18 protein-coding genes are annotated in these 23349 nt (G+C 73.8%); 4 read left to right on the top strand and 14 right to left on the bottom strand.

Annotated features, from left to right (window positions below):
* Positions 1–13: 13 nt before the first annotated feature.
* The 3 genes from AB0M43_RS05575 (at position 14) to AB0M43_RS05565 (ending at position 3546) form a co-directional block, all read left to right on the top strand.
* Positions 14–1057 (top strand): agmatine deiminase family protein, encoded by a 1044-nt coding sequence (locus tag AB0M43_RS05575; protein ID WP_363721461.1) that lies wholly within the window; start codon positions 14–16, stop codon positions 1055–1057.
* 81 nt (positions 1058–1138) lie between these two features.
* Positions 1139–1741, top strand: coding sequence for a TetR/AcrR family transcriptional regulator (locus AB0M43_RS05570; protein ID WP_363721459.1), 603 nt, complete (start codon positions 1139–1141; stop codon positions 1739–1741).
* A 602-nt stretch (positions 1742–2343) separates the two neighbouring features.
* The gene (locus AB0M43_RS05565; protein ID WP_363721457.1) at positions 2344–3546 is read left to right on the top strand and encodes an agmatine deiminase family protein; all 1203 of its coding nucleotides are present in this window, start codon (positions 2344–2346) and stop codon (positions 3544–3546) included.
* 596 nt (positions 3547–4142) lie between these two features.
* On the opposite strand, the gene AB0M43_RS05560 is transcribed toward AB0M43_RS05565, so the two are convergent.
* The 13 genes from AB0M43_RS05560 to AB0M43_RS05500 form a co-directional block, all read right to left on the bottom strand.
* Positions 4143–4877: a VOC family protein gene (locus AB0M43_RS05560; RefSeq protein WP_363721455.1), complete on the bottom strand. Its 735-nt coding sequence runs from the start codon at positions 4875–4877 to the stop codon at positions 4143–4145.
* Positions 4878–5413: 536 nt separating this feature from the next.
* Positions 5414–7552: a serine/threonine-protein kinase gene (locus tag AB0M43_RS05555; protein ID WP_363721453.1), complete on the bottom strand. Its 2139-nt coding sequence runs from the start codon at positions 7550–7552 to the stop codon at positions 5414–5416.
* A 386-nt stretch (positions 7553–7938) separates the two neighbouring features.
* Positions 7939–9090 carry an agmatine deiminase family protein gene (locus tag AB0M43_RS05550; protein WP_363721451.1) on the bottom strand — a complete coding sequence of 384 codons (1152 nt, stop codon included), beginning with the start codon at positions 9088–9090 and terminating at the stop codon, positions 7939–7941.
* A gap of 74 nt (positions 9091–9164) precedes the next feature.
* Positions 9165–10292: an agmatine deiminase family protein gene (locus AB0M43_RS05545; protein ID WP_363721449.1), complete on the bottom strand. Its 1128-nt coding sequence runs from the start codon at positions 10290–10292 to the stop codon at positions 9165–9167.
* Positions 10293–10411: 119 nt separating this feature from the next.
* Positions 10412–11071, bottom strand: a complete 660-nt coding sequence (locus tag AB0M43_RS05540) for a response regulator transcription factor (protein WP_363721447.1) — start codon at positions 11069–11071, stop codon at positions 10412–10414.
* Positions 11072–11078: 7 nt separating this feature from the next.
* Complete coding sequence (locus AB0M43_RS05535) at positions 11079–12647, bottom strand: histidine kinase (RefSeq protein WP_363721445.1); 1569 nt, start codon at positions 12645–12647, stop codon at positions 11079–11081.
* A 64-nt stretch (positions 12648–12711) separates the two neighbouring features.
* Positions 12712–13512 (bottom strand): ATP-binding cassette domain-containing protein, encoded by an 801-nt coding sequence (locus AB0M43_RS05530; RefSeq protein ID WP_363721443.1) that lies wholly within the window; start codon positions 13510–13512, stop codon positions 12712–12714.
* Positions 13505–14479, bottom strand: a complete 975-nt coding sequence (locus AB0M43_RS05525) for an ABC transporter ATP-binding protein (protein WP_363721441.1) — start codon at positions 14477–14479, stop codon at positions 13505–13507. Before AB0M43_RS05525 ends, AB0M43_RS05530 begins: the two co-directional genes overlap by 8 nt.
* Complete coding sequence (locus AB0M43_RS05520; RefSeq protein WP_363721439.1) at positions 14476–15330, bottom strand: ABC transporter permease; 855 nt, start codon at positions 15328–15330, stop codon at positions 14476–14478. The genes AB0M43_RS05525 and AB0M43_RS05520 overlap by 4 nt, the downstream gene beginning before the upstream one ends.
* A complete protein-coding gene (locus AB0M43_RS05515) occupies positions 15327–16280 on the bottom strand; it encodes an ABC transporter permease (RefSeq protein ID WP_363721437.1) in 954 nt (317 codons plus the stop codon). The genes AB0M43_RS05520 and AB0M43_RS05515 overlap by 4 nt, the downstream gene beginning before the upstream one ends.
* On the bottom strand, positions 16277–17881 hold the full coding sequence (locus tag AB0M43_RS05510) for an ABC transporter substrate-binding protein (protein WP_363721435.1): 1605 nt from the start codon (positions 17879–17881) through the stop codon (positions 16277–16279). The genes AB0M43_RS05515 and AB0M43_RS05510 overlap by 4 nt, the downstream gene beginning before the upstream one ends.
* Positions 17878–18822 (bottom strand): nitrilase-related carbon-nitrogen hydrolase, encoded by a 945-nt coding sequence (locus tag AB0M43_RS05505; RefSeq protein ID WP_363721433.1) that lies wholly within the window; start codon positions 18820–18822, stop codon positions 17878–17880. The genes AB0M43_RS05510 and AB0M43_RS05505 overlap by 4 nt, the downstream gene beginning before the upstream one ends.
* Complete coding sequence (locus tag AB0M43_RS05500; RefSeq protein WP_363722060.1) at positions 18819–19811, bottom strand: agmatine deiminase family protein; 993 nt, start codon at positions 19809–19811, stop codon at positions 18819–18821. The genes AB0M43_RS05505 and AB0M43_RS05500 overlap by 4 nt, the downstream gene beginning before the upstream one ends.
* A gap of 123 nt (positions 19812–19934) precedes the next feature.
* Here AB0M43_RS05500 and AB0M43_RS05495 point away from each other — a divergent pair, with 123 nt between their 5' ends.
* A complete protein-coding gene (locus AB0M43_RS05495) occupies positions 19935–20501 on the top strand; it encodes a TetR/AcrR family transcriptional regulator (RefSeq protein WP_363721431.1) in 567 nt (188 codons plus the stop codon).
* A gap of 127 nt (positions 20502–20628) precedes the next feature.
* On the opposite strand, the gene AB0M43_RS05490 is transcribed toward AB0M43_RS05495, so the two are convergent.
* A complete protein-coding gene (locus AB0M43_RS05490; RefSeq protein WP_363721429.1) occupies positions 20629–23295 on the bottom strand; it encodes an AAA family ATPase in 2667 nt (888 codons plus the stop codon).
* Between the last annotated feature and the right edge of the window lie 54 nt (positions 23296–23349).

Below are 23349 nucleotides of genomic sequence, written 5' to 3'. Positions count from 1 at the left end.
AGGGAGAAGCGAGATGGTCCAGAACCCGAAGATCACGCCGGCGGAGGCGGGCTTCCGGATGCCGCCGGAGTGGGCGCCGCACGCCGCCTGCCTGATGGCCTGGCCCGCCCGGCCGGAGCTGTGGGGCGAGAAGCTCCAGGAGGTGAAGGGGGACTACGCGGCCGTCGCCCGGGCCGTCGCCGACTTCGAACCCGTCCTCATGGTCTGCCAGCCCGGCACGGCCGCCGAGGTCCGCGACCTGTGCGGCACCGCCGACATCGTGCCGGTCGAGATCCCGATCAACGACTCGTGGAGCCGAGACAGCGGGCCGGTGTTCGTCCGCGACGCCGCCGGTGAGGTCGCGGTCGTGCAGTTCGGGTTCAACGCGTGGGGCGGCCGGTGGCACCCGCACGACGACGACGCGCGGCTCGCGACCCGGATCGGCGAGCGCCTCGGGCTGCGGGTCTTCCACGCCCCGTTCGTCCTGGAGGGCGGCGCGTTCTACGTCGACGGCGAGGGCACCGTGCTGACCACCGAACAGTGCCTGCTCAACCCCAACCGCAACCCCCACCTCGACCGGTACGGGATCGAGCGCGGCCTGTGCGACTACCTCGGCGCCGACACGGTCGTCTGGCTGCCGTACGGGCACAGCTTCGACGTCGGCCCCGAGGGTACGGACGGCCACATCGACGGGGTGGCCCAGCTCGTCGGCCCCGGCCACGTGCTCCTGGAGGCGCCGGACGCCCCGGACGCCTCGGAGTACGCCCGCGCCCGCGACAACCTGGCCGCCCTCCGCGCGGCCCCGGACGCCGCCGGCCGCGCCTTCCGGGTCAGCCTCCTCGACCCGGGCCCGGACGCCGCCGTGTCCTACGCCAACCACTACCTGGCCAACGGCGCGGTGATCGTGCCGGTGAACGGCGACGGCACCGACGAGGCGGCGCTCAAGACCCTCGCCGAGGTGTACCCGGGGCGGGAGGTCGTCGCGGTGCCCGGGGCGACCATCGCGCTCGGCGGCGGGGGTCCGCACTGCATCACCCAGCAGGTACCCGAAGGGGTGGACATCTCCGTGCTGCGCTGACGGGAGCCCGGCGCCGACGGCTCCGCGACGCCCGGCGGCGCCGGTCATAGGATGTGGAACTGTCTGGGAGGAGAGGTGCCGGTGACCGCACGACGTTCGAAGGGCAAGGAGCGCGAGGAGCTCGTCATCAGGGCCGCGGCCCAGGTGATCGCCGAGCGGGGCCTGGCCAACGTCCGGGTCTCCGACGTCGCCGAACGGGCCGGGATGAGCCCCGGACACGTCACCTACTACTTCCCCTCGAAGATCGACATGCTGATGCGGGCGATCCGCGCCAGCGAGGAGGAACTCGCGGCCGAGGCGGCCCGTCAGCTGGCCGACATCGGCGACCCGTGGGACCGGCTGGACCGCCTCGTCGAACTGTCCGCCGCCCAGGGCATCCGCGACCCCGGCTGGGTCCTGTGGCTCCAGGTGTGGCTCGAGGCGGCCCTCGACGGGGACGTCGCCAAGGTGCTCGACGAGCTGGACGCGCGGTGGCGGGACATCCTGGTCGACGTGATCGGGTACGGGGTCGGGCGCGGTGCCTTCGTCGCCGCCGACCACGTCGCGGTGGCCATGTCGCTGTCCGCCATGATCGACGGGCTGTCGATCAAGCTCACGCTCGGGGCGCCGGGGTTCACCCGGGTCGACCTGCTCCGCCTGGTCCGCGCGGCGGCCCGGACGCTGCTGGGCGGGCCCACGGGATAGCGCGCCGGGATCCGGGCGGCGCCCATCGGCGGTGCGTCGACGTTCGGTCGTCACTCACGGCGGTATGTGCCCTGTTCGCCAGTCGGCGGGACAGCGGCCGCCGCCGGCCCGGTCGACAGTGCGCGTGACAGCTCGGCGCCCCTGCCCGCCGTAGTCGATGGTGCGCCGGTCGCCCACGTAGCCGTGACTTCACCGGTCCTGTCCGGCGCTGTGGCGGTGAGCCCGCGCTTGCGGGCCGGGCCTGGGCGTGGACGTGCGGCACAGCCTGCCCGTGGCCCGCGAGATGTAGTCAGTCCCGGCCTCGCTCGCACCCGCGTCTGCCCACACTGGCGCCTGCGCCTGCACCCGCGTCGCCACCGGCACCCGCATCGGCACCCGCGCCCGCGTGAAACGGCGCCGAACCCCGGCCACCCCGCCGTTTCTCGAAGGTTTCTTCGCAGCTTCCGCCCCCGGACCAGCCCGCCGGAACACCCCCCGGAAATTCTAGGTTGCCAACCAAGATTGGCATTGACGCAGGCGGGGGCACTCATGATACTCAATCTAGTACGGCGTCCTAGAAGCTACCCCTCAGGCGGAGGCGGGACGCCCAAGAGGAGAGACGGATGGTCAACTCAGAACGGGACCCCAGCCCGGGGTTCAGCAGACGGTCGTTCATGACCGCTGTGGGCGCGACGGCCGCCGCCGGTGTGGTGGCCGGGGTCGCCGGTGACGCGCTGTTCTCCGGCAGCCCGGCGAGCGCCGGCCGCCCCGCGCACTCCGGTCGCCTGGCGGCCGCCGGCACGTTCGTCGTCCCCGGCGAACACGCCCCCCACAAGCGCACCTGGATGGCCTGGCCCTCCAGCACGTCGATCTGGGGCAGCTCGCTGCTGACCAAGATCCAGGGTGACATCGCCAAGCTGGCCAAGGAGATCGCCAAGTACGAGCCGGTCGTCATGTGCGCCGACGGCACGACGAACGCGTCCAAGGCCCGCAGCGCCTGCGGTTCGACCGTCACCGTGATCAGCTCGATCCCGGTCAACGACTGCTGGATGCGCGACTCCGGCCCGCTGTTCCGGGTGAACGGCGCGGGCGGGCGCGACGCCATCGGCCTGAACTTCAACGGCTGGGGCAACAAGCAGACCGCCAGCAAGGACAAGTACGTCGCCCAGCGCGCCGCGTCCTACGCCGGCGTGTCCCCGTTCACCCCGTCGTACGTCACGGGCGAGGGCGGCGGGCTCGAGTACGACGGCGACGGCACCCTCTTCGCCACCGAGACCTGCTGGGTGAACTCCAACCGCAACCCCGGCTGGTCCCGCGCGGAGATCGAGGCCGAACTCCTCCACATGTTCGGCGCCACCAAGATGATCTGGTGCCCGGGCTACCTCGACCCGAACGACATCACCGACGACCACATCGACGCGACCGCCCGGTTCGTCCGCCCCGGCGTCGTCATGGCCCAGCTGCCCGCCCCCGGCGCGACCGGCCCGTGGGCCACGAACGCCCGCGCGATCCACAACACCCTCGTCAACGCGACGGACGCGAAGGGCCGCCGCCTCCAGGTCCTGACCCTGCAGAACCCGGACAACCTGCCCCGCTGGCCGCGCAGCCGCTGGGACACCTTCCTCAACTCCTACGTCAACTGGGTCGAGACCAACAGCACCGTCATCACGGCCCAGTTCGGCGACACCGCCAAGGACGCGGCGGCGAAGGCCGCGATCGGTGCGGCGTTCCCGGGCAAGACCGTCATCCAGCTCAACCTCGACCAGCTGCACGGCGAGGGCGGCGGCGGCGGGCACTGCGTCACCATGCAGGAACCGCTGCCGTAGTGGGCGCCCGTCCCTTCGGCGCGGGGCCGCGCGCGGAAGGGACGGGCGGCAATTCCAGCCCCTTCAACCTGTGACGGGTACCAGAGGTCGCCCGCCCCGTCGGGTGTGACCGCGCCGGACAGGTGTCGGCCTGGAGCAGGCATGTCACGGGCCGTGCGGAGGTGGGCGTGCCCGTGCGGCGCCGGCCTGACGGTGGGGCGTTCGGGGCGTGGCCCACCGGCTGCGGGGCGCGAGCGCCCACCGGGCAGTGGGCCGCGCTGACCGCCTGTGCTGTCTACCGGAGGCTTGGTGGGAGGGCACGCGTGCGGGCGGCGGGGTTGGTGCCCGGTGAGTAGAGGGCCAGGCTCACTGCCTGCGGGGCAGGGCCTGTCGGCTGCGGAGCGAGGGCACGGCCTGTGCGAGGCGGACCTGAGGCGGTTCAGGGTCGGCATGGCTTCCGGTGGTGGCCCCGCGGTGGTTCAGCCAGTCCTCCCGACACCGGCACGGAGGTGGTGTGGCGGGGATGCATGCTCCATCGGTGCCGGTGCCGGTGCCGGCCTGCGGTGGCGCAGGGAGTGCACGCTACCTCCGCCGCGCCGCCGCTGGTCCGCGTCGGGTCAGGCCGTCCAGAGTAGGCAGAACGGGTGGCCGTCGGGGTCCGCGTACACCCGCCAGTTCTCGCCCTCGCCCGGTAGGCGGGTCGCGCCGAGTTCCAGTACCCGACGCTCGCCCTCTTCGATGTCGGCGACCATGATGTCCAGGTGCACCTGCTGCGGGTGCTCCGGATCCGGCCACCGGGGAGCGTTGTAGTCGGGCACCGGCTGGAAGAGGATCTCGCCCATGGGGGCCGGTTTCCCGGTACCGATCCAGGCCATCTTGTCCTGTTGGTACTTGACCTGGTACCCGAGCAGCGCCGCGTAGAACGCCGACAGCGGTGCACCGTCCGGGCAGTCGATGTTGACCGCGAACGTCCTGATGGGCTCGGCCTGCTCGTGCGCGCACAGGCAGAACGGGTGCCCGGCCGGGTCGGCCAGCACGGTGACGGTGTCACCGCCGCCGAGCCTGACCGCGCCGAGCCTCTCGGCCTCCGCCGTGGCCGCGGACAGGTCGGCGACCTGGAAGTCCAGGTGCATCTGCTGCGGGTGCCCCTGGTCGGGCCACTGCGGCGGGACATGGTCGGGGGCGGCCTGGAAACCGAGCCGCCAACCGTCGCCGGTGAACGCCGTCACCCACTCGTCGTCGGCGTAGCGCTCCTCGCCGCCGGTCAGGGCGACGTAGAACCGGGCCAGGCCCCGGTGGTCGCGCGCGTCGAACACCACGGTCTTCAGCTGAGAACTGCTAGCACCTGCCATACCGAGTGATCCTGCCACCGACCACCGACACAAACAGCCGACTTTCGCCGGGCCCCGTCGCCGGCCGATCACGGTTGTCGCGGGCCGCCGACTCTCTGGACGGCCCAGCGGAGGCACCGGCGCGGCGATTGCCCGCCCAGGCATTTCTCGGCACCTCGGCAACGGGTCACCACCTGCCTTGCCAGATCACCCCCGCCCCGCCCGCCGGAGCCAGAACCTGCCACCGGTTCCCGCCGAGCTGCGAAACCCTGTGCCCCAGCCCGCCTCGTGCCCTGCCTCGTGCCCTGCCCCGTGCCCCGGCCCGTGCCGTGCCCCGTGCCCCGTGCCCCGCCTCGTGCCCCGCCTCGTGCCCTGCCCCGTGCCCCGGCCCGTGCCCTGCCCCGTGCCCCGGCCCGTGCCCTGCCCCGTGCCCCGGCCCGTGCCCTGCCCCGTGCCCCGGCCCGTGCCCTGCCCCGTGCCCCGTGTTTCGTGTCCCGGCCCATGCCTCGCCTCGTGCCCCGGCCCGTGCCCTGTGCCCCGGCCCTGGGCCCTGGCGGTCAGCCGGAGTTGCGGTAGTAGTCCATGGACACGGTCACGGGGCCACCGGCGCCCGCCTCGACGACCCGCACCACCGCGATGTCACGGCTGGCACGCGAACGCACACAGAACGCCCGGCCGGCAGGCAGGTCGGCGAACGCCAGCCTCGTCACGGGACGCTGGTCGACTCCGACGGAACACTGCGCCGCGCTCAGCGGGCCGGGCCCGGCGATGTACGCGTCGCTGGCGTCGGGGGCCAGGAACTCGCCGCCCGTGTGCCCCACCGCCCACGAGGTCGACTCCGCGGCGGTCAACGTGCCGGTACCGATATCGAAGTCGTAGCTGTCGTCCGGCGCGGACAGCGTCACAGCGGTGTACACGACGGCGTATCCGGCCGGGGTGCCCGGAGCCGCGCCGTTTCCGGGCCCCGCCGAGGCGCCCGGCGTCGGACCACCCGGCGTCGGAGCACCGGGCGGCGGACCACTCCCTGCCTGCGGCGAACCCGACGCACCGGGGAACCCGGCCGCCCCCGGACCGGAGGCACTCCCGGCACCGACCCCCGGACCGTCGAGGAACCGGTCCAGACGGTCGGTCAGCATGACACCACCGACCGTCCCGACCACGGCCATGACCGCCGCGACCAGGCCCATTTTCCGCCAGGAGGTGCCCGCACCACGCCAACCGCCACCCCCGCGCCTACTGCCTTCCCCACCGCCATCGCGCCCACCGCCGCCCCAGGGCTCACCGGGCCCAACGCTCCCATCGGGCCGAACGCCGCCCCGACCGTGCCCATCGCGCTCATCGGGCTCACCGGGTCCAATGCCGCCCCGACCACCCCGACCACCCCGACCACCCCGACCGTGCCGATCGAGCCGATCGAGCCCATCGAGCTCACTGGGCTCGCCGGGTCCAATGCCGTCCCGACCGCGCCTATCGCGCCTATCGGGCTCACCGGGCCCACGGCCCCCGCCGTTCCCGGAGCCCGCCACCCCCGACCCGTCCCCGGATGTCCCCGTAGCTCCCCAGCTCCGCCGGACGGCCGGCATCCGTGCGGTCGCGTGCGGCACGGGCGCCGTCTTCTCCGCCGCCGTCGCCATCATCGCCACTGTCGGCATCGGCATCGGCATCGGCGTGGGAGACGGAGACGGAGACACCACCGTCAACGACGGCGCCACCACAGTCGCGACCTGCGGCGCCCCATCCGCCCGCAGCGTGACGTCGGCACTGACCGGCCCGGGCAGCCAGTCCCCGGAGAACCGCAGCTGCCCGCCCACCTCGGGATGCCCGCGCGCGAAGTCGATGATCCCGGCCGGTGTCGGCCGGCTCCCGGGATCCTTGGCCAGACACCGCTCCAACAATCCACGCAGCGTGCCGGGTACCCGGCGGAGGTCCGGCGGCTCGTGCACCACCCGGTACAGGGCTGCGTTGTCCGGTCCGCCGGAGAACGGGGGTGTCCCGCCCGCGGCGAACGCGGCCAGGGCGCCGAGCGCGAAGATGTCGGCGGCCGGGGTGACGGGCAGGTCGAGGACCTGTTCGGGAGCCATGTACGCGGGGGAGCCGACGACGAGTCCCGTCCCGGTGAGCGCGACCGCGTCGGCCGCCCGGGCGATCCCGAAGTCGATCACGCGCGGCCCGTCGGCGGCGATCAGCACGTTGGCCGGCTTGAGGTCGCGGTGCACGACCCCGGCCCGGTGGACGGCCTGCAACGCCTCGGCGATGCCGCCCATCAGCAGGAGTACGGTGCGGACCGGCAGCGCCCCGTGGTCGCGCACGACCTGCAGCACCGACGGGCCGGGCACGTACGCGGTGGCCAGCCAGGGCACCTCGTCCTCGGTGCCGGCGTCGATCACCTGTGCCGTGTAGAGGCCGTGGACGCGTCGGGCGTTGGCGACCTCGTGCGCGAACCGGGCCCGGAACTCGCGGTCCCCGGCGAACTCCGGGCGCACCGTCTTGAGGGCCACCGGCCGGCCGCCCGGGGTGTGGGCCAGGTAGACCCGGCCCATCCCGCCGGAGCCGAGGAGAGCGTGCAGACGGTACCCGCCGATCTCGCTCGGGTCTTCGGACCGCAACGGCGCGAGGGCCGGCGGCGACGGTGGGAAGGCCGGCGTCACCGGCGGGAGGTCCGCCGCCGGGACGGCCCGGGTCGGATCGAGGTGCACGGGGGTCCCCTGTGGCGCGAGGTGGCGGAATTCCGTGGCCACGGTCCGGAGGGGCACCGGCGTCGAGTGGCTTGTTCCTGACGGGCACGTCGCCCCCGGCCCTGGAGCGGGCCATTCCGGAACACACGCCCGACTTCGGCCCGGGCGCGGCCTCCGTTACGAGGCCTGGCATCGGCCCGGGAGCGGCCTCCGATACGAGGTCTGACATCGGCCCGGGAGCGGGTGACCCCGTAACGAGGTCTGACACCGGCCCGGGAGCGGGCCACCCCGGAACGACGCCCGACCCCGGCCCTGCCGATGCGCGTCAGCCCGCGACGACACCCGACTTCGCTCCGGGGGAAGCGGTCACCCCGTGGCGACACCCGACACCGGCCCGGCCGACCCGGTCAGCCCGTAGGCCCGCTGGGCTGGTCATGCGTGGAGCAGTGGATCCCCCCACCCCCGGACGCGATCGTGTCGATCTTCAACTGCACGATCTCCCGGTCCGGAAAGTGGTCCCGCAGGATCTGCTTGGCCCGGTCGTCGGCCGCCGCGTCCCCGAACGCGGGCAGGAGGACGGCCTTGTTGGCGACGTAGAAGTTGACGTAGGAGGACACGAACTCCTCGCCCTTCCCGGTGATCCGGTCGGGGTCCGGCTGCGGCAGGTCGATGACCTCGATGCCCTTGCCGCGCGCGTCCGTGGCGTCCTTCAGGACCCCTCTGGCCTGGTCGATGGAGCGGGACCACACGTCCGGGGGCGAGTCGGGGGCGGGCTTGTCGAGGAGCACGACGCCGGGTGCGACGTAGCGGACCAGGGTGTCGACGTGCGCGTCGGTGATGTCCTCGCCGCGCACGCCCGCGAGCCAGATCACCTTCCGGACGCCCAGGGCGGCGATGAGGTCCGCCTCGATCTGCTGGCGGGTCCGGCCCCGGTTGCGGTTGTCGTTGACCACGGAGCTCTCGGTGACCAGGAGCGTGCCCTGTCCGTCGGTCTCGAACGAGCCGCCCTCGGCGACGACGGGTGTCTCGATCCGCCCGATGCCGTACTTGCCGAGGACGGCGCGGGCGACCTGGCCGTCGTTGGCGTGCTGCTGTTTGCCGCCCCAGCCGCTGAAGTTGAAGTCGACGCCCAGGACCTTGCCGCCCTCCTCGACGAACACCGGCACCGTGTCGCGGGTCCACAGGTCGTCGACGGGGATCGGGACGACCTCGACGTCCGTGCCGCACGCCCGGCGGGCCTCGTCCTCCTGGCCGGGGCGGGCGAGGAGGACCACCGGTTCGTAGCGGGCGACGGCGCGGGCGATCCCGGCGATGTCCTGGCGGACGGCCCCGAGCTGGCCGCCCCAGATGCCGGTGGACGCGGGCCAGGCCATGAAGGTGCGGGCGTGCTGCTCCCATTCGGCGCCGAACCGCCGGCCGGTGGGGTTGCCGGTGGCCGGCGCGGGGTCGGGCCCGGCCTCGTCGTCGGGCGAGGAGCAGCCGGCCACGCCGAGGGCCACCGCGCCGGCCCCCGCCAGGGAGCGCAGCACCGTCCGCCGGGACACCATAAAACCTGACATTTGGGGTACTCCAGGAAATAGTGGTTTGATTTTCACGGTACCGAAGTGGCCCCGCGACCGTGGCCGATCCCGTGCTAGACCAGCGGCTCCTGCATCGTCGAGCAGTGGATCCCGCCGCCGCCGGACATCAGCCGGTCCACGTCGAGCTGGACGACCTCCCGCCCGGGATACGCCGCCGCCAGGGCCGCCCGGGCCGCCGCGTCCTTCACCCGGTCCCCGAACTGGGCGGTGAGCACGGCGCCGTTGACCACGTGGAAGTTGAGGTAGGAGTCCACGAACGTGTCCTTCCGCGACCGCACGGTGTCGGGCCCCTCGACGGTGACCACGCGCAGCCGGCGGCCCCGGGCGTCGGTGGCGGCGGACAGGATCGCGTGCTGTTCGCGCGCGTCCCGGGCCCAGACGTCGTTCCGGCCCGCCGGGGGCAGCTGCACCATGACGACGCCCGGCCGGATGAAGCGGGAGGTGACGTCGATGTGGTCGTCGGTGATGTCCTCGCCCCGGATGCCGGGCACCCAGAGCATCTTGTCCGCGCCGTAGGCGGCCAGCACCGCCTTCTCCACCTGCTGCCGGCTCATGCCCGGGTTGCGGTTGCGGTTGACGAGGCTGCTCTCGGTCGCCATCACGGTGCCGTCGCCGTCGGTCTCGATCGCGCCGCCCTCGCCGACGAACGCCGCCGTCCCGAACGGCAGCTCCGCGTACTCCGCGACGTACCGGGCGACCCGCGCGTCGTTGGAGTGCCGCTGCTTGCGGCCCCAGCCGTTGAACCGCAGGCCGTGGGCGTCGAGCCCGCCCGCGCCGTCGGTGCGGAACACGGCGCACGAGTCGCGCATCCACAGGTCGTCGGTGGGGATCTCGCTGGTCACGGTGACCCCGCGCCCGCACAGGGCCCGGGCGTCGGCGGCGGCCCGGTCGTCGATGGCGCACATCACCACGGGCTCGTAGGCCGCGATCGTGCTCGCGATCAACGCGATGTCGTCCTGGATCCCGGGCAGGTCCCGGCCCCAGATCGACCGGTTCGCCGGCCACGACATCCAGGTCCGGGCGTGCCGGGCGTCGTCGGGACCCACCCGCCAGCGCGGGCCCGCCGCACCCGCCGGGGTGGCCCCGGCCAGGGCACCGACGGCGAGCCCGGCCGCGCCCGCGCCCATCGAGCCCAGCAGGGCCCGGCGGGAGGGGCGGGGGGAGTCGTGGGTTGCGGTCATGGGCGTCTCCAGGTGGCGGAGCCGTGCGGGACACGGCGGTGAGCAGGCGTTACCCGTCCATCGTCCGCCGCCGGAGCGCCCCCGGACACTGCCTTTCGTCTACGGGCCGTGGCCGAAAGTCACGGGGACCCCGGCGACAACCGGGCCTCGTGCGCGAGCACGGCCGCCTGCACCCGGTTCGCGCAGCCGAGCTTGGTCAGGATCCGGCTCACGTGCGCCTTGACCGTGCCCTCGCCCAGGAACAGCCGCTGCCCGATCTCGGCGTTGGACGCGCCGGTCCCGACCAGGGCGAGGATCTCCAGCTCCCGCTCCGTGAGCACGGCGAGCCGTTCCCGGTGCGGGTCACCGGACGGGGCCGCGCCGTCCAGGTACCCCCGGATCAACTGTCCTGTGATCTCCGGCGACGCGACGTGCCTGCCGGCCGCCGCCAGCCGCACGGCCTGGATCAGCTCCTGCGGGGTGCTGTCCTTGAGCAGGAAGCCGACGGCCCCGGCCCGCAGCGCCCGGCGCACGTACCCGTCCTCGCCGAACGTGGTCAGCATGACCACCCGGACCGACGGCGCCTCGGCGGCCATCCGCTCGGCGGCGGTGAGCCCGTCGACGGCGGCCATCTGGATGTCGAGGAGGGCCACGTCGACCCTGTGCCGCAGGGCGAGCGCGACGGCGTCGTGGCCGCCGGAGGTCTCCGCGACCACCTCGATGTCGTCGGCGTGCCGCAGGACGAGCCGGATGCCGGCGCGGACGAGCTCCTGGTCGTCGGCGAGCAGGACACGGATCATGGGTACCTCACTCGGCGGGGCGGGCGACGGCGAGTTCGAGGATCTCCACGAGCCAGCCGTCGACGAAACAGTAGCGGTGCACGACGGCGGTCGCGGCGGTCGACCGGTCGGCGTCGTGGTGGTAGTCGCAGCTGGCCCCCGCCGGCCGGGCCGGTTCGTGGCCGCGGACCGTGGCCTCCGCGCGCGGGCTGCTGAGCCCGAACCGGTCGACGAACGCGTCGTGGCCCGTCCCGTACTCCGCCATCTCGGCCCGCTCGTCGTCGCCCGGGTACGGGACGAACGCGAGCGCCAGGTACTGCGCCGCGACGACCGCGACGACCCCGAGCGTCAGCGCCAGGGCCCCGGCCCACCGGGAGCTGGCCGGCGCTTCGGCCGACGGCTCGGGGACGGTCACGTCGACCCCGGGTCGCCCCGCCAACGGGACGGTCGCCTCGACGGCGAACCCGCCGTCCGGGGCCGGTCCGGCGCCCAGGGTCCCGCCGAGCAGCCGGACCCGTTCCCGCAGCCCGACGAGGCCGAGCGCGGTGCCGGGCAGGTCGCGGGTTCCCGTGCCGGGCCCGTTGCGCACCGCGATCCGCACGTCGTGGGCGCCGTGCCGGACCGCCACGGTGACCGGCGCGGCGGCGGCGTGCTTGTGCACGTTTGTCAGGGCCTCGCGGACGACGCGGTGCACCGCGCGGCGCACCAGGGGGTCCGCCCGGTCCAGGTCCGGGCCGGTCCATTCCAGGTCCACGGTGACGCCGGCGGCCCGCGACCCGGCGACCAGGTCGGCGACGTCGGCTTTCGTGCCGGTGGCCTCGGTCAACGGTTCGGAGCGGTCGTCGCCGCCGAGGACGCCGAGCACGCCCCGGAGTTCGTGCATCGCCCGCCGGGCCGTGGTGTGCACGAGCACCGAGGTGTCGAGCAGTTCGCCTCCCGCCGACCGGCTGGCCAGTTCCAGGCCGCCGGCGTGCAGGGCTATCAGGCTGAGCCGGTGGCCGAGCAGGTCGTGCATCTCGCGCGCGATCCGGGCGCGTTCCAGCAGCCGGGACCGCTCCTCGGTGGCCCGGTGCGCCCGTCGCAGGGACGCGTTGCGGTCGCGCAGTGCGGTGAGCAGCCGGTCGCGCTGGCCGACGACGACGCCCACCAGCCCGGGGACCACCCCGCAGGCGATCAGGGTCACGACCACGGCGTTGATCCGGTACTGGACCAGCGGCGCCCGTTCCCCGACCACGGCGAGGGCGGTGACCGCCGCGGGCAGCGCGATCCCGGCCGCGAGCGGCGCGACCCGGCGGGGCACGGTCAGGGGCCGCAGGCCGGCGGAGTAGGCCGCGACCGCCAGCGCCGCACCGGTCAACGGGTCCGCCGCCGCCAGCCCGGCCGCGACCACGACCGCCGCCGCGGGCCACCGGCGGCGGACCAGCACCGCCAGCACCGCGCCCCCGGCGACCGCCCACCGCGCGCCGGGCTGGTCGACCAGCGGACTGTCGACGAGCCAGTCGTCGGCCCAGCCGAACAGCACGGCCACCGCCCCGGCGCCGACGACGAGCAGCCCCAGATCACCGACAAACTGCCTTATCCGGGTACGAATATCCACTTACCACCCCCCGGTTCGCCCGCACCCTCCCAGCATGCACGCACCGTCCCCGACCGGGACCCGCCTAGCCGAGAGCCCGGCGCGCCCCGGCGATCCGGCGCGGGTCCCGTCCGGGCCGGGGGACCGACTCCAGGAGCAGCCGGGTGTAGGGGTGCTCCGGCGCGGCGAGGACCCGGTCGGTCGGCCCCGCCTCGACGATCCGGCCCTGGCGCATCACCACCACGTCGTCGGCCACGGTGCGGACCACACCCAGGTCGTGGGTGATGAACACGTAGCCCACCCCCAGCTCGGCGCGCAGGTCGCCGAGCAGGTTGAGGATCTGGGCCTGCACGGACACGTCCAGCGCCGCCACGGCCTCGTCGAGGACCAGGACGGCGGGCCGCACGGCCAGGGCCCGGGCGATCGTGACCCGCTGGCGCTGCCCGCCGGACAGCTCGTGCGGTAACGCGGTGACGGCCCGGCCGCCCAGCCCGACCTGGTCGAGGAGCTCACCGGTCCGGGCCCCGTGGTCGGTGCCGGGGAAGTGCAGGCGCAGCGTCTCGGCGAGCGCGTCGCCCACGCTGATCCGGGGATCCAGGGACAGGAAGGGGTCCTGGAACACCATCTGGACCTCGCGGGCCCACCGCAGGCGGGCGGCGCGGCCGACCGGGCGGCCGGAGCGCTCGTGGCCGCCGACCGTCACCGTCCCCGCGTCGGCCCGTTCCAGGCCGACGATGATCCGGGCCGTCGTGGTCTTCCCCGAGCCCGACTCGCCGACGATGCCCAGCGAACCGCCCCTGGCCAGGGTGAACGACACGTCGTCGACGGCGGGCGCGGCCCCGTACGTCTTGCGCAGGCCCGACACCGCGAGCACGGACTCAGCCATGGTGCGTGATCCCTTCCAGGGTCAGCCGCGTGTGGTGGTGGCAGGCCACCGTCCCGCCGTCGACCGCCGTGCTGACCGGCGCCTCCGCGCGGCACAGGTCGGTGGCGTGCCGGCAGCGGTCCGCGAACGGGCAGCCGGCCAGGGCGGTGCGCAGGTCCGGCGGCTGGCCGGAGATCGCGTCGAGCCGCCGGCGGGGCTGGTCCACCTGCGGGGTGGAGGCCAGCAACGCCGCCGTGTACGGGTGCCGGGGTGTGCCGAACAGCGCCCCGGCCGGCCCTGCCTCGACGATCCGGCCGGCGTACATCACGCACACCCGGTCGCTGATCGCGGCGGCGAGGTGCAGGTCGTGCGTGACGAACAGCAGCGCGGTCCCGAACCGGGCGCGCAGGTCGGCCAGCAGGGCGACGATCTCCGCCTGGGTGCTGACGTCCAGGGCGGTGGTCGGCTCGTCGGCGAGCAGCAGCGCCGGGTCGGACATCAGCGCCGCCGCGATCGTGACCCGTTGCAGCATCCCCCCGGACAACTCGTGCGGGTACTGCCGCAGGACCCGCTCGTCCAGGCCGACCGCGTCGAGGAGTTCCCGCGCCCGGTCCCCGGCCCGCCGGGCGCTCCACCGCAGGTTCGTCCGCAGGCTCTCGGTGAGGAAGTCACCGATCCGGCGCAGCGGGTTGAGGGCGGTGCGCGGGTCCTGGAAGACCATCGACACGGTGAGGGCCCGCACGCCGCGCAGCTCCCGGGCGCCCATCGCGAGGAGGTCCTGCCCGGCGACCCGGACGGCTCCCTCGACCTCGGCGCCGCGCGGCAGGAACCCGAGCGCGGCCCGCGAGGTCAGCGTCTTCCCGGACCCGGACTCCCCGACCAGCGCGACCGTCTCGCCGGCACCGACCGCCAGGGTGACCCCGTCCAGGACGGGCCGGGCCGTGCCGGGCAGGGTGAGGCGCAGGTCCTCGATCTCCAGGGTGTTCAACGCTGCCTCCTGGCGACCAGGTCGGCCCAGTGCTCGCCGACGACGTTGACGGCGACGACCGTCGCGACGATCGCGGCGCACGGGATGACGGCGGACAACGGCTGTCCCTGGAGGACCGCGCTCTGCCCGGTGTTGACCATCACGCCCCAGTCGGGGGTCCCCGGCGCGACACCCATGCCCAGGTACGACAGCGCGGCGAGGTCCAGCAGCGCGTACCCGAAGTTGAGGGTGCACTGGGCCAGGACCACGGGCGCGATGTTGGGCACGAGGTGCCGCAGACAGATGGCCAGCCCCGAGAAGCCCTGGACCCGGTACGCGGCCAGGTACGGGCGTTCGCGTTCGACGAGGGTCAGGCTGCGGGCCAGCCGGCTGACGTAGGGCAGGTAGGCCAGCGACAGGGCGAGGACCGGGGCGAGCAGGCCGTCGCCGTACAGCGCGACGAACAGGATCGCCAGCAGCAGGCCCGGGAACGCGAGCAGCAGTTCGCTGCCGCGCGACAGCACCGAGTCCAGCCAGCCGCCCCGCCAGCCGGCCGCGACGCCGACCGCGACCCCGAGCACCGTGGAGAAGCACACCACGGCCAGCGGTCCGAACAGGGCGGTGGTGCTGCCGAGGACGAGCCGGGACAGCACGTCGCGGCCCGCCTCGTCCGCGCCGAGCGGGTGCTCGCCGGACGGTCCCGCGAGCGCCGCGCCGAGGTCGGCCAGGTTGGGGTCGGCCAGGGGCAGCCAGGGCGCGGCGACGGCGACCCCGAACGCGAGCGCGGTGAAGAATAGGCAGGTCAGGTACAGCCACGGGCGGCGGGTGCGGACCCGGCCGAACCCGGGGCGGCGGTGCACGGTCGTCGTCACGGCGTCCTCCCCGCGCCGAGCCGCACCCTCGGGTCGATCAGCGGGAACGCCAGGTCGACGACGAGGTTGACCAGGACGAACAGCGCCACGACCAGCAGCGAGATGGCCTGTACGACCGGGAAGTCCTTCACCGCCACCGAGGACTGGAGCAGGTCGCCGATCCCGCCCAGGCCGAACGCGGCCTCGACCAGCACGGTGCTGACCACCAGGCCGGAGACGGTGAGGCCGCTGATCGTGGCGATGCCGCCGAGCGCGTTGCGGAACACGTGCCGGCGGATCACGGTGCTCTCGGCGATGCCCCGGCCCCGGGCCACGGTGACGTGGTCGCGGCCCATCTCGTCCAGCATCGTCGTGCGGGTGACCCGGGCGAGGACGCCGACCCAGTACAGCGCCAGGGCCGTGGACGGCAGGGTCAGGTGGTAGACCATGTCCACGAACCCCTCCCCGCTGCCCGTGGTGGGGAACCAGCCGAGGGTCACCGAGAACAGCCAGATCAGCACGATCGCGGCGACGAACGACGGCGTGCCCACGGCGACGGACGTGCCGACCAGGATCGTCGCGTCGGTGGCCCCGCCGCGCAGGGCGCTGAGCCAGCCGAGGCCGATCCCGAACACCACGACGAGTACCAGTGCCATGGAGATCAGCAGGAGCGTGCTGGGCAGCCGCGCCTCGATCAGCCCCAGTACCGGGCTGCGGTACTGCACCGACCGGCCGAGGTCCCCGGTGAGCACCTGACCCAGCCACTTGAGGTACTGCACCCCGAACGGGTCGTCCAGGTGGTACTGCGCCCGGATGGCGGCCCGCGCCTCGGGGGTGGCCGAGCGCCCGCCCAGCAGGAAGCTCTCCGGATTGCCGGGGGCCAGGTAGACCGCGCCGAACACGAGGAACGACGCGGCCACCAGCGTCCCGGTCAGCTCCAGGAGCCGACGGATCAGGAACCTCAGGATCATCCGGACGCGCCCACTTGCGCCGCCCAGGGGTAGTACAGGTAGCAGATGCTGGTCGGCGCGCCGGTGATCCGCTTGTTGAGGAACACCGACGTCGGCCACTCGGCGACCGGGATCCACAACAGCTCGTCGGTCGCCCGCTTCTGCAACTGGGCGGTCAGCGCGGCCCGCTTCACCGGGTCGTACTCCGCCACGGCCTGGTTGAGCAGCGTGTCGTACGCCGGGTCGGAGTACCCGCCGTAGTTCTCGAAGTCCCCGGTCTGGAAGATCTTGTACATGTGCAGGGGATCGGTCTTGGACAGGTAGTAGGTCATCGGGAACGCGTCGATGCCCGCGCGCGCCTCCGGGTCGGAGAACAGCGCGGTGAAGGCGTCCGGGGCGATGGTCTTCAGCTCGACGTCCAGCCCGATCGCGGCGCCCGCCGACTGGGCCGCGGTGGCCAGCAGCGACACGTCGGCGCCGATCGCGCTGGTGGCGATGACGACCTTCTTGCCGGTGGCGCCCGCCTCCTTGACCAGCTGCTTGGCCTTCTCCAGGTCCCGGCCGGGCCCGGGGAGCCCGGCGTAGGCGCCCTCGACGACCGGCTGGGGGAGCCCGGACCAGGCGTCCCGGGCGGCCGGCGCGGAGGTGACCGAACCGACCCCCTGCAGGCCGGTCCTGATGAACCCCTCCCGGTCCAGGGCCAGCATCAGGGCCCTGCGGACCCGGACGTCGCCGAGCGTGCCCTTCAGGTTGGTGACGTTGAGGTTGATGGTGGTCAGGGACTTGCCGAAGTACAGCGTGCCCTTGCCGCTGGTCGACAGTTTCGCGTAGCTCTCGGGGGAGACCAGGTAGCCGCCGTCGACCTCCCCGGCGAGCATCGCGTTGGCCCGGGCGGCCGGGTCGGTGAGGAACTTGAAGACCACCGCCCTGGACTGGGCGCGGGCGCCCCAGTAGTTGTCGAAGCGGTCGAGCTGGAGGGACTGGCCCTTGGTCCAGGTACCGAGGGTGAACGGGCCGGTGCAGCCCAGTCCCGTACCCGTCCCGTAGTCCTTGCCCTGGCCCTTGACCGTCGGGGCGTGCGCGACCGTGCCGGCGGAGTTGGCCATCGCCTGCGGGAACTGCGAGTCGGCCTGCCGGAGCTTGACGGTCACCTGCATCGGGCCGGTCTCGGTGACCGAGGCGACGTTGACGAACTCCGAGGTCCAGAACGAGCCGACGTCCGGGTCCAGGTGCCGGTTGAGGCTGTAGGCCACGTCCGTGGCGGTCATCGTGCCGCCGTCGTGGAACTTCACCCCCGGCCGGATGGTGTACACCCAGGTCAGCGGGTCGGGGTTCGCCACGGCCGAGGCGAGCCCGGGCTCCAGCTTGAGCTCCGGGGTCCAGCGCATCAGGCTCTCGCAGACGTTGGACACGATCATGTTCTGCGCGTAGTCGAACGCGTAGGCGTAGTCCAGGGTCGGCGGCTCCGCGTACAGCGACCAGCTGAACGACGCGAGCTCGCCCTTGGCCTCCGGGGTCACGGCCGACAGCCGGTACTCGAACGCCTCGGACGACGGGCCCGAGCACGCGGTGCCGGCCAGCACGGCGGCCACCGCGATCCCGGCCAGGAGACGGCTTCTCATCGGTTCACTTCCTGGGCGACGGGCAGGGTCAGCGGGGTGTACAGCTCGGGCCGGCGGGTGCGCAGCAGCCCGAAGCCCAACCAGTCCTCGCGCTGGGCGAGATCCAGGTCGGCGACCAGCACGGCCGGCCGGTCGCGCGGGGCGCGGACCACGATCCGGCCGTAGGGGTCGGAGATGAACGACGAGCCGTAGAAGGTGATCGGACCCTCCGTGCCGACGCGGTTCGGTACCACCATGAACAGGGCGTTGGCCAGGCCGTTCGCACTGATCGCATGCTCCCACATCGGCCGGGTGTCGAAGTCCGGAAGTTCCGGTTCCGAGCCGATCGCGGTCGGATGTACCAGAATCTGGGCGCCGTGCAGGCTGTAGACCCGGGCCACCTCCGGGAACCACTCGTCCCAGCAGGTCGGGAAACCGAACCGGGCGCCGGCCGCCTCCACGACCGGGAAGCCGGTGTCCCCGGGCCGGAAGCACAGGTCCTCGTGGTAGCCGGGGAACTCGGGGATGTGCAGCTTCCGGGTCCGCGCGAGCAGCTCGCCGACCGGTCCCACGCAGATCGCCGTGTTGTAGCCCAGCCCGCCGTCGGTCGCCCGCTCGTACAGCGACGCGTGCACGATGATGCCGAGTTCCTTCGCCAGCTCCGTGGCCAGCCGGGTCGTCGGCCCGTCGGGCAGGTCCTCCAGGTACCGGTCGGCCCCGGCGGCGAGCGCGTGGTCGGCGGCGAAGTAGGGGCTGCGGGTCAGTTCGGGCAGGCACACGACCTGCGCGCCCTGGGCGGCGGCGAGCCGGACGCCCTCGCGCAGCTTCTCGTCGTGGGTGCGCTCGCCGTCGTACCAGCGCATCTGGACCAGGCCGACGCGCAACATCGGACCCGTCTCCTGGTCGAGCCGGCCGGGGGAGCCCAAGGGGGAGCCGAACGCGGTCAACAGGGTGTAGCTCATGCCGTTACCTCCGGGATCTGCTGGGTGACGCAGTGCACGCCGCCGCCGCCGTACGCGATCGTCGCCGCCGGCACGCCGACGACCTTGTGGTCGGGCAGCGCGGCGGCGATGACGGCCAACGCGTCCTCGTCGGAGGGCAACCCCGCGACGGGTACGACGACGCCGCCGTTGGCGATGTAGAAGTTCAGGTAGCCGACCTCGGTCCGGTGCCCGTCGACCTCGACGAACGCGCTCTGCGGCAGTTCGAGGATCCGGAGCTTGCGGCCCCGGGCGTCGACGCTGGCCTCCAGGCGCGCGCGGTTGGCGCGCATCCGGTCGTGGTCGGGGTGGTCGGGGTCCGACGGCATCCGGACCAGCACCGTGCCGGGCGCCACGAACACGCACACCCCGTCGACGTGCCCGTCGGTGATGGTGTCCTCGATCCGGCCGTAGGGCAGCCAGATCACCGTGGTCACGCCGAGCTTGGCGCGTAGTTCGGCTTCCATCTGGGCGCGGGTCAGCAGCGGGTTGCGGGTCGGGTGCAGCAGGCACTGCTCGGTGGTGATGAGCGTGCCCTCGCCGTCGACGGTGATGGCGCCGCCCTCCAGTACCATCGGCGAGTGGACCGCCCTGATCCCGAGCCGCTCCAGCAGTACCCCGCTGATCCGGTCGTCCGCGTCGAACGGGGGGAACTTGCCGCCCCAGCCGTTGAACCGGAAGTCCACCCCTGCGCGCTCGCCGTCGGGGCCGCAGACGAAGACCGGGCCGGAGTCGCGCAGCCAGGAGTCGTCGATCGGCAGCTCCACGACGTCGACGCCGGCGCCGCAGGCCTCCCGGGCCCCGTCGCCCTGGCCGGGGGCGGCGATCATGGTCACCGGCTCGAAGGCCGAGATCGCGGTGGCCACGGCGGCGTACTCCGCCCTGGCCCGGGCGAACACGCTGCCCCACATCTCCGGTCGGGTGGGCCAGGCCATGAGGCAACCCTCATGGTCGGCCCACGGCGCCGGCATCCGCATGGTCATGGAACCTTTCCTCCTGGTGCGCGAGCGGTGGACGTGATGGCCTATCGTGCTCCTGACTGAATTTTCAGTCAACCCTTGAATCGGATCAATATCGAGAATGTGCGAGGTGCCGTGTCCAGCCGACAGGTCCAGGTGCTCGAAGCCGCCGCCCGCGTGATCGCACGCAACGGCGTGCGAGGACTGCGCGTCGAGGAGTTGGCGGCCGAGGCCGGCGTCTCGACCGCGTTGATCTACTACCACTTCAAGGACCGCGCGGGCCTGCTCCGCCGGACCCTGGAGTTCATCAGCGAACGCGCCGACCGCTACACCGCCGACGGGGTGGCCGGCGACGTCGACCCCCGGGCCGAGCTGGAACAACGCCTGCTGTCCGAGCTCCAGGACGACCCGTCGGTCCGGGAGAACAGCACCGCGTGGGGCGAACTGCGGGCCAGCGCGATCTTCGAACCCGACCTGCGCGCGCCGCTGACCGAGGCGACCGCCAGCTGGGTCCGCGACACCGCCGAGCTGGTCCGCCGGGTCTCCGCCGACGTCGACGCAGACGAGGTCGCCGAACGGCTCACCGCGCTGGTCGAGGGCCTGAGCGAGCGCTGGCTGAGCGGGTCGGTGACCCTGGAACGGGCCCGGGGGCTGCTGGTGGGTGCGATCGGCGCCGAACTGGGGGCACGGAGCCCCGCCTGATCAGGACGTCCGGTCGGGACGGGCGGCCTGCGGGCCCGGCGTGATCACGACACCCGGTCGGGTCGAGCGGCCTGCGGGTCCAGCCTGATCACGATGCCTGGTCGGGCCGCCTGCGGGTTCCGCCTGATCAGGACGCCCGGTCGGCGTCGAGCAGCCGGCGGGCCGCCTCCGTGCGGGTCGCTGCCCCCAGCTTGGCCAGGATCCGGGACACGTGCACGCCCGCGGTGTTGCCGCTGATGTACAGCTCCGCGGCGATCTGGCGGTTGCTCTTGCCCTCGGCGACGAGGGTCAGCACCTCCAGTTCGCGGGCGGTGAGGCCCAGGGTGGTCCGCCGGGGCGGGTCGCGCCGCGCCGGCCGCTGTTCGCACCGCGCCAGTTCGTGGGGCTGGCCCAGCGTGCGCCAGATCCGCGCCGCCGCGTGCCGGTCGCCGGTGGCCATGGCCCGGTACGCCTCGTCCACCGGGCCGGCCACCTGCACGTCCGGCAGTTCGGCCGGCCTGGCTTCGGCGAGCAGCGGCCACGCCTCGTGCGGGTGCGCGGCGAGCTGTTCGGCGGCCAGGGTCGCGGCGTAGATCTCGGCCGCCCGGTCGGGCGCGAGCCGGATCTGCAGGGCACGGAGCCGGATCCGGTACTTCCCGGCCCAGGGCCCGGCGCCGAGCAGGTCCGCCGCGCCCCCGGCGGTGGCCTCCGCCGAGGACCGGTCGCCCTGGGCCAGCTGGATCTCGGCGCGGCTGATCAGCAGGGCCGCGTGGCTGAGCCGGGGCGGGTCGGGCTCGCCGAGGGCCTCCTCGATCAGCTCCAGGGCCTCCGGCCAGCGGCCCAGCGCGGTGAGCGCCTGCACCCACTTGACGACCAGGATCGGCGCGTGCCGGGCGTACTGGAACGTCTCGTGTGCCGTTCGGAGGCCGTGCCGGATCACCTCGATCGCGGCGGCGTGCTCCCCGAGGGCGTGCCGGACGGAAGCCTCCCACACCGCGACGGTGATCGCGGTCCGCGGATCGGCGGTGGCGCGCGCGGCGGCGAAGTGCAGGTAGGCCGCCTCGGGGTCCGCCGCCTCGGCCAGGCCCAGGTAGGCGTGCGCCCGGGCCGCGAGCCGGGGGTCGTCCAGCCGTTCGGCGATCCTGAGCGCTGCCCGGGCGTGCCCGGCGGCCCGCGCCGGGTCGCCGGCGAAGACGTGGCCGGCGGCGAGTTCGGCGAGGATCTCGCCACGGAGCAGCTCCTCCTCGCCACGGAGCCGCCCCTCCGCAGTGGGGGTCAGCCCCTTCCCGGCGGGGAGCAGGCTCTCCTCGCCGGGGATCCCGCCACGGAGCGAACCCCCGGCGGGGACCTGGACACGGAGCGAGCCTTCCCCGGCGGGGACCTGGCCACCGAGCGAGCCTTCCCCGGCGGGGATCTCGCCACGCGGCGCGCCAGCCTCGGTCAGCGCCAGGGCCAGGAGCAGATCCTCGCGCCCACCGCCATCCCCCAGATTCCTCAGCCGCGCCCGATGCAGGTGCCGCCGGGGCGCCGGCGCGATCGCCAGCGCCTCGGCCGACCAACCCAGCCCGGCGGCGACCTCGCTCGTGGCGAGGCTCGCCTCCACCGCGTGGTCGAGCACGGTGAGCCGGTCCACGCCGGCGACCTCCGGGGCGTCGTCGACCTTCGCCCACAGCTCCAGGACCCGGTGCAGCAGGTGCAGGCGCTCCGCCTCGGCGCCGGTCCGCCGCGCCCGCCCGGCCGCCCGCCACGCGGCCCTCAGCGCTCGGGGGTGGTCGCCGGCCGCGTGCGCGTGCGCGGCCAGCTCGGCCACGTGCTCCGGCAGGTCCGCCAGCGCGGTCGCGAACGCGGCGTGCCGGCGGGTCCGCTCGACCGGCAGCAGCTGGTCGTGGACGGCCTGGCGGATCAGCGCGTGCCGGAACGCGTAGCCGGTGCCGGTGGCCACCAGCGCGTGTGCGTCGACCAGGTACCGCAGCGTCCGGTGCAGGTCCTCCTCGGGCAGCCCGGCGACGGCGGCCAGCACCTCGTGCTCGACCACGGTGCCCGCGACCGCCGCCAGGGTCAGGACGTGTCCGGCGTCGCCGGTCAGCGGGGGCAGCCCGGCGAGCAGCAGTTCGAGCAGCTCGGCGGGCGGGTCCTCGGGCGAGGTGCTGAGCGCCTCGACGAACAGCGGGTTGCCCCGGCTGCGCTCGAAGACCCGGGCGACGAGCGTCGGCTCCGGCTCGCGGCCGAGCAGGGCGGCCAGCTGCCGGCCCGCCTCGTGCCGGCTCAGCGGCGCCAGCGCGACCCGGTGCACGGCGGGCAGCCGGGCCAGCTCGGCGACCAGCTGCCGGAGAGCGCCGGCCGGCGCGCGGTGGGTGCCGAGCACGAAGACCCCGCTGTGCCCCAGGTGGGCCACCAGGAAGGTGAGCAGCTCCCGACTGGACGCGTCGGCCCAGTGCAGGTCCTCCAGTACGAGCACCAGGGGCCGGTTCTCGGCGGCGCGCTCCAGCACGGTGAGGACCTCGCCGAACAGCCGGTACCTGTCGATGGGCACGGCCAGGTCGGGCAGCCAGGCGGACAGCGAGGTGGAAGAGCCGGGCGTCAGGCCGCGCATCACGCCCACGAACGGGGCGAACGGCAACCCGTCGTTGCCGAACTCCAGGCAGCGGCCCGTCAGCACCAGGGGCCGCGACCCGAGCCGGCTGGCGAACTCGCGCACCAGGCGGGACTTGCCGATCCCGGCCTCGCCGGAGACCAGCACGGTGTGCACGCTCTCGTCCCGGTACGCGGCCAGCAGCGCGGCGAGTTCCGGGCCGCGCCCGACGAAGGTGTGCACCCGGCAAAGATAACGAGATCTCCAGATCCGGCGCCCCCCTCTTTACGCGCAGGA

The sequence above is a fragment of the Longispora sp. NPDC051575 genome, from assembly GCF_040681875.1.
Taxonomy (GTDB): Bacteria; Actinomycetota; Actinomycetes; order Mycobacteriales; family Micromonosporaceae; genus Longispora.
This window is presented reverse-complemented; position numbering and strand designations above follow the sequence as displayed.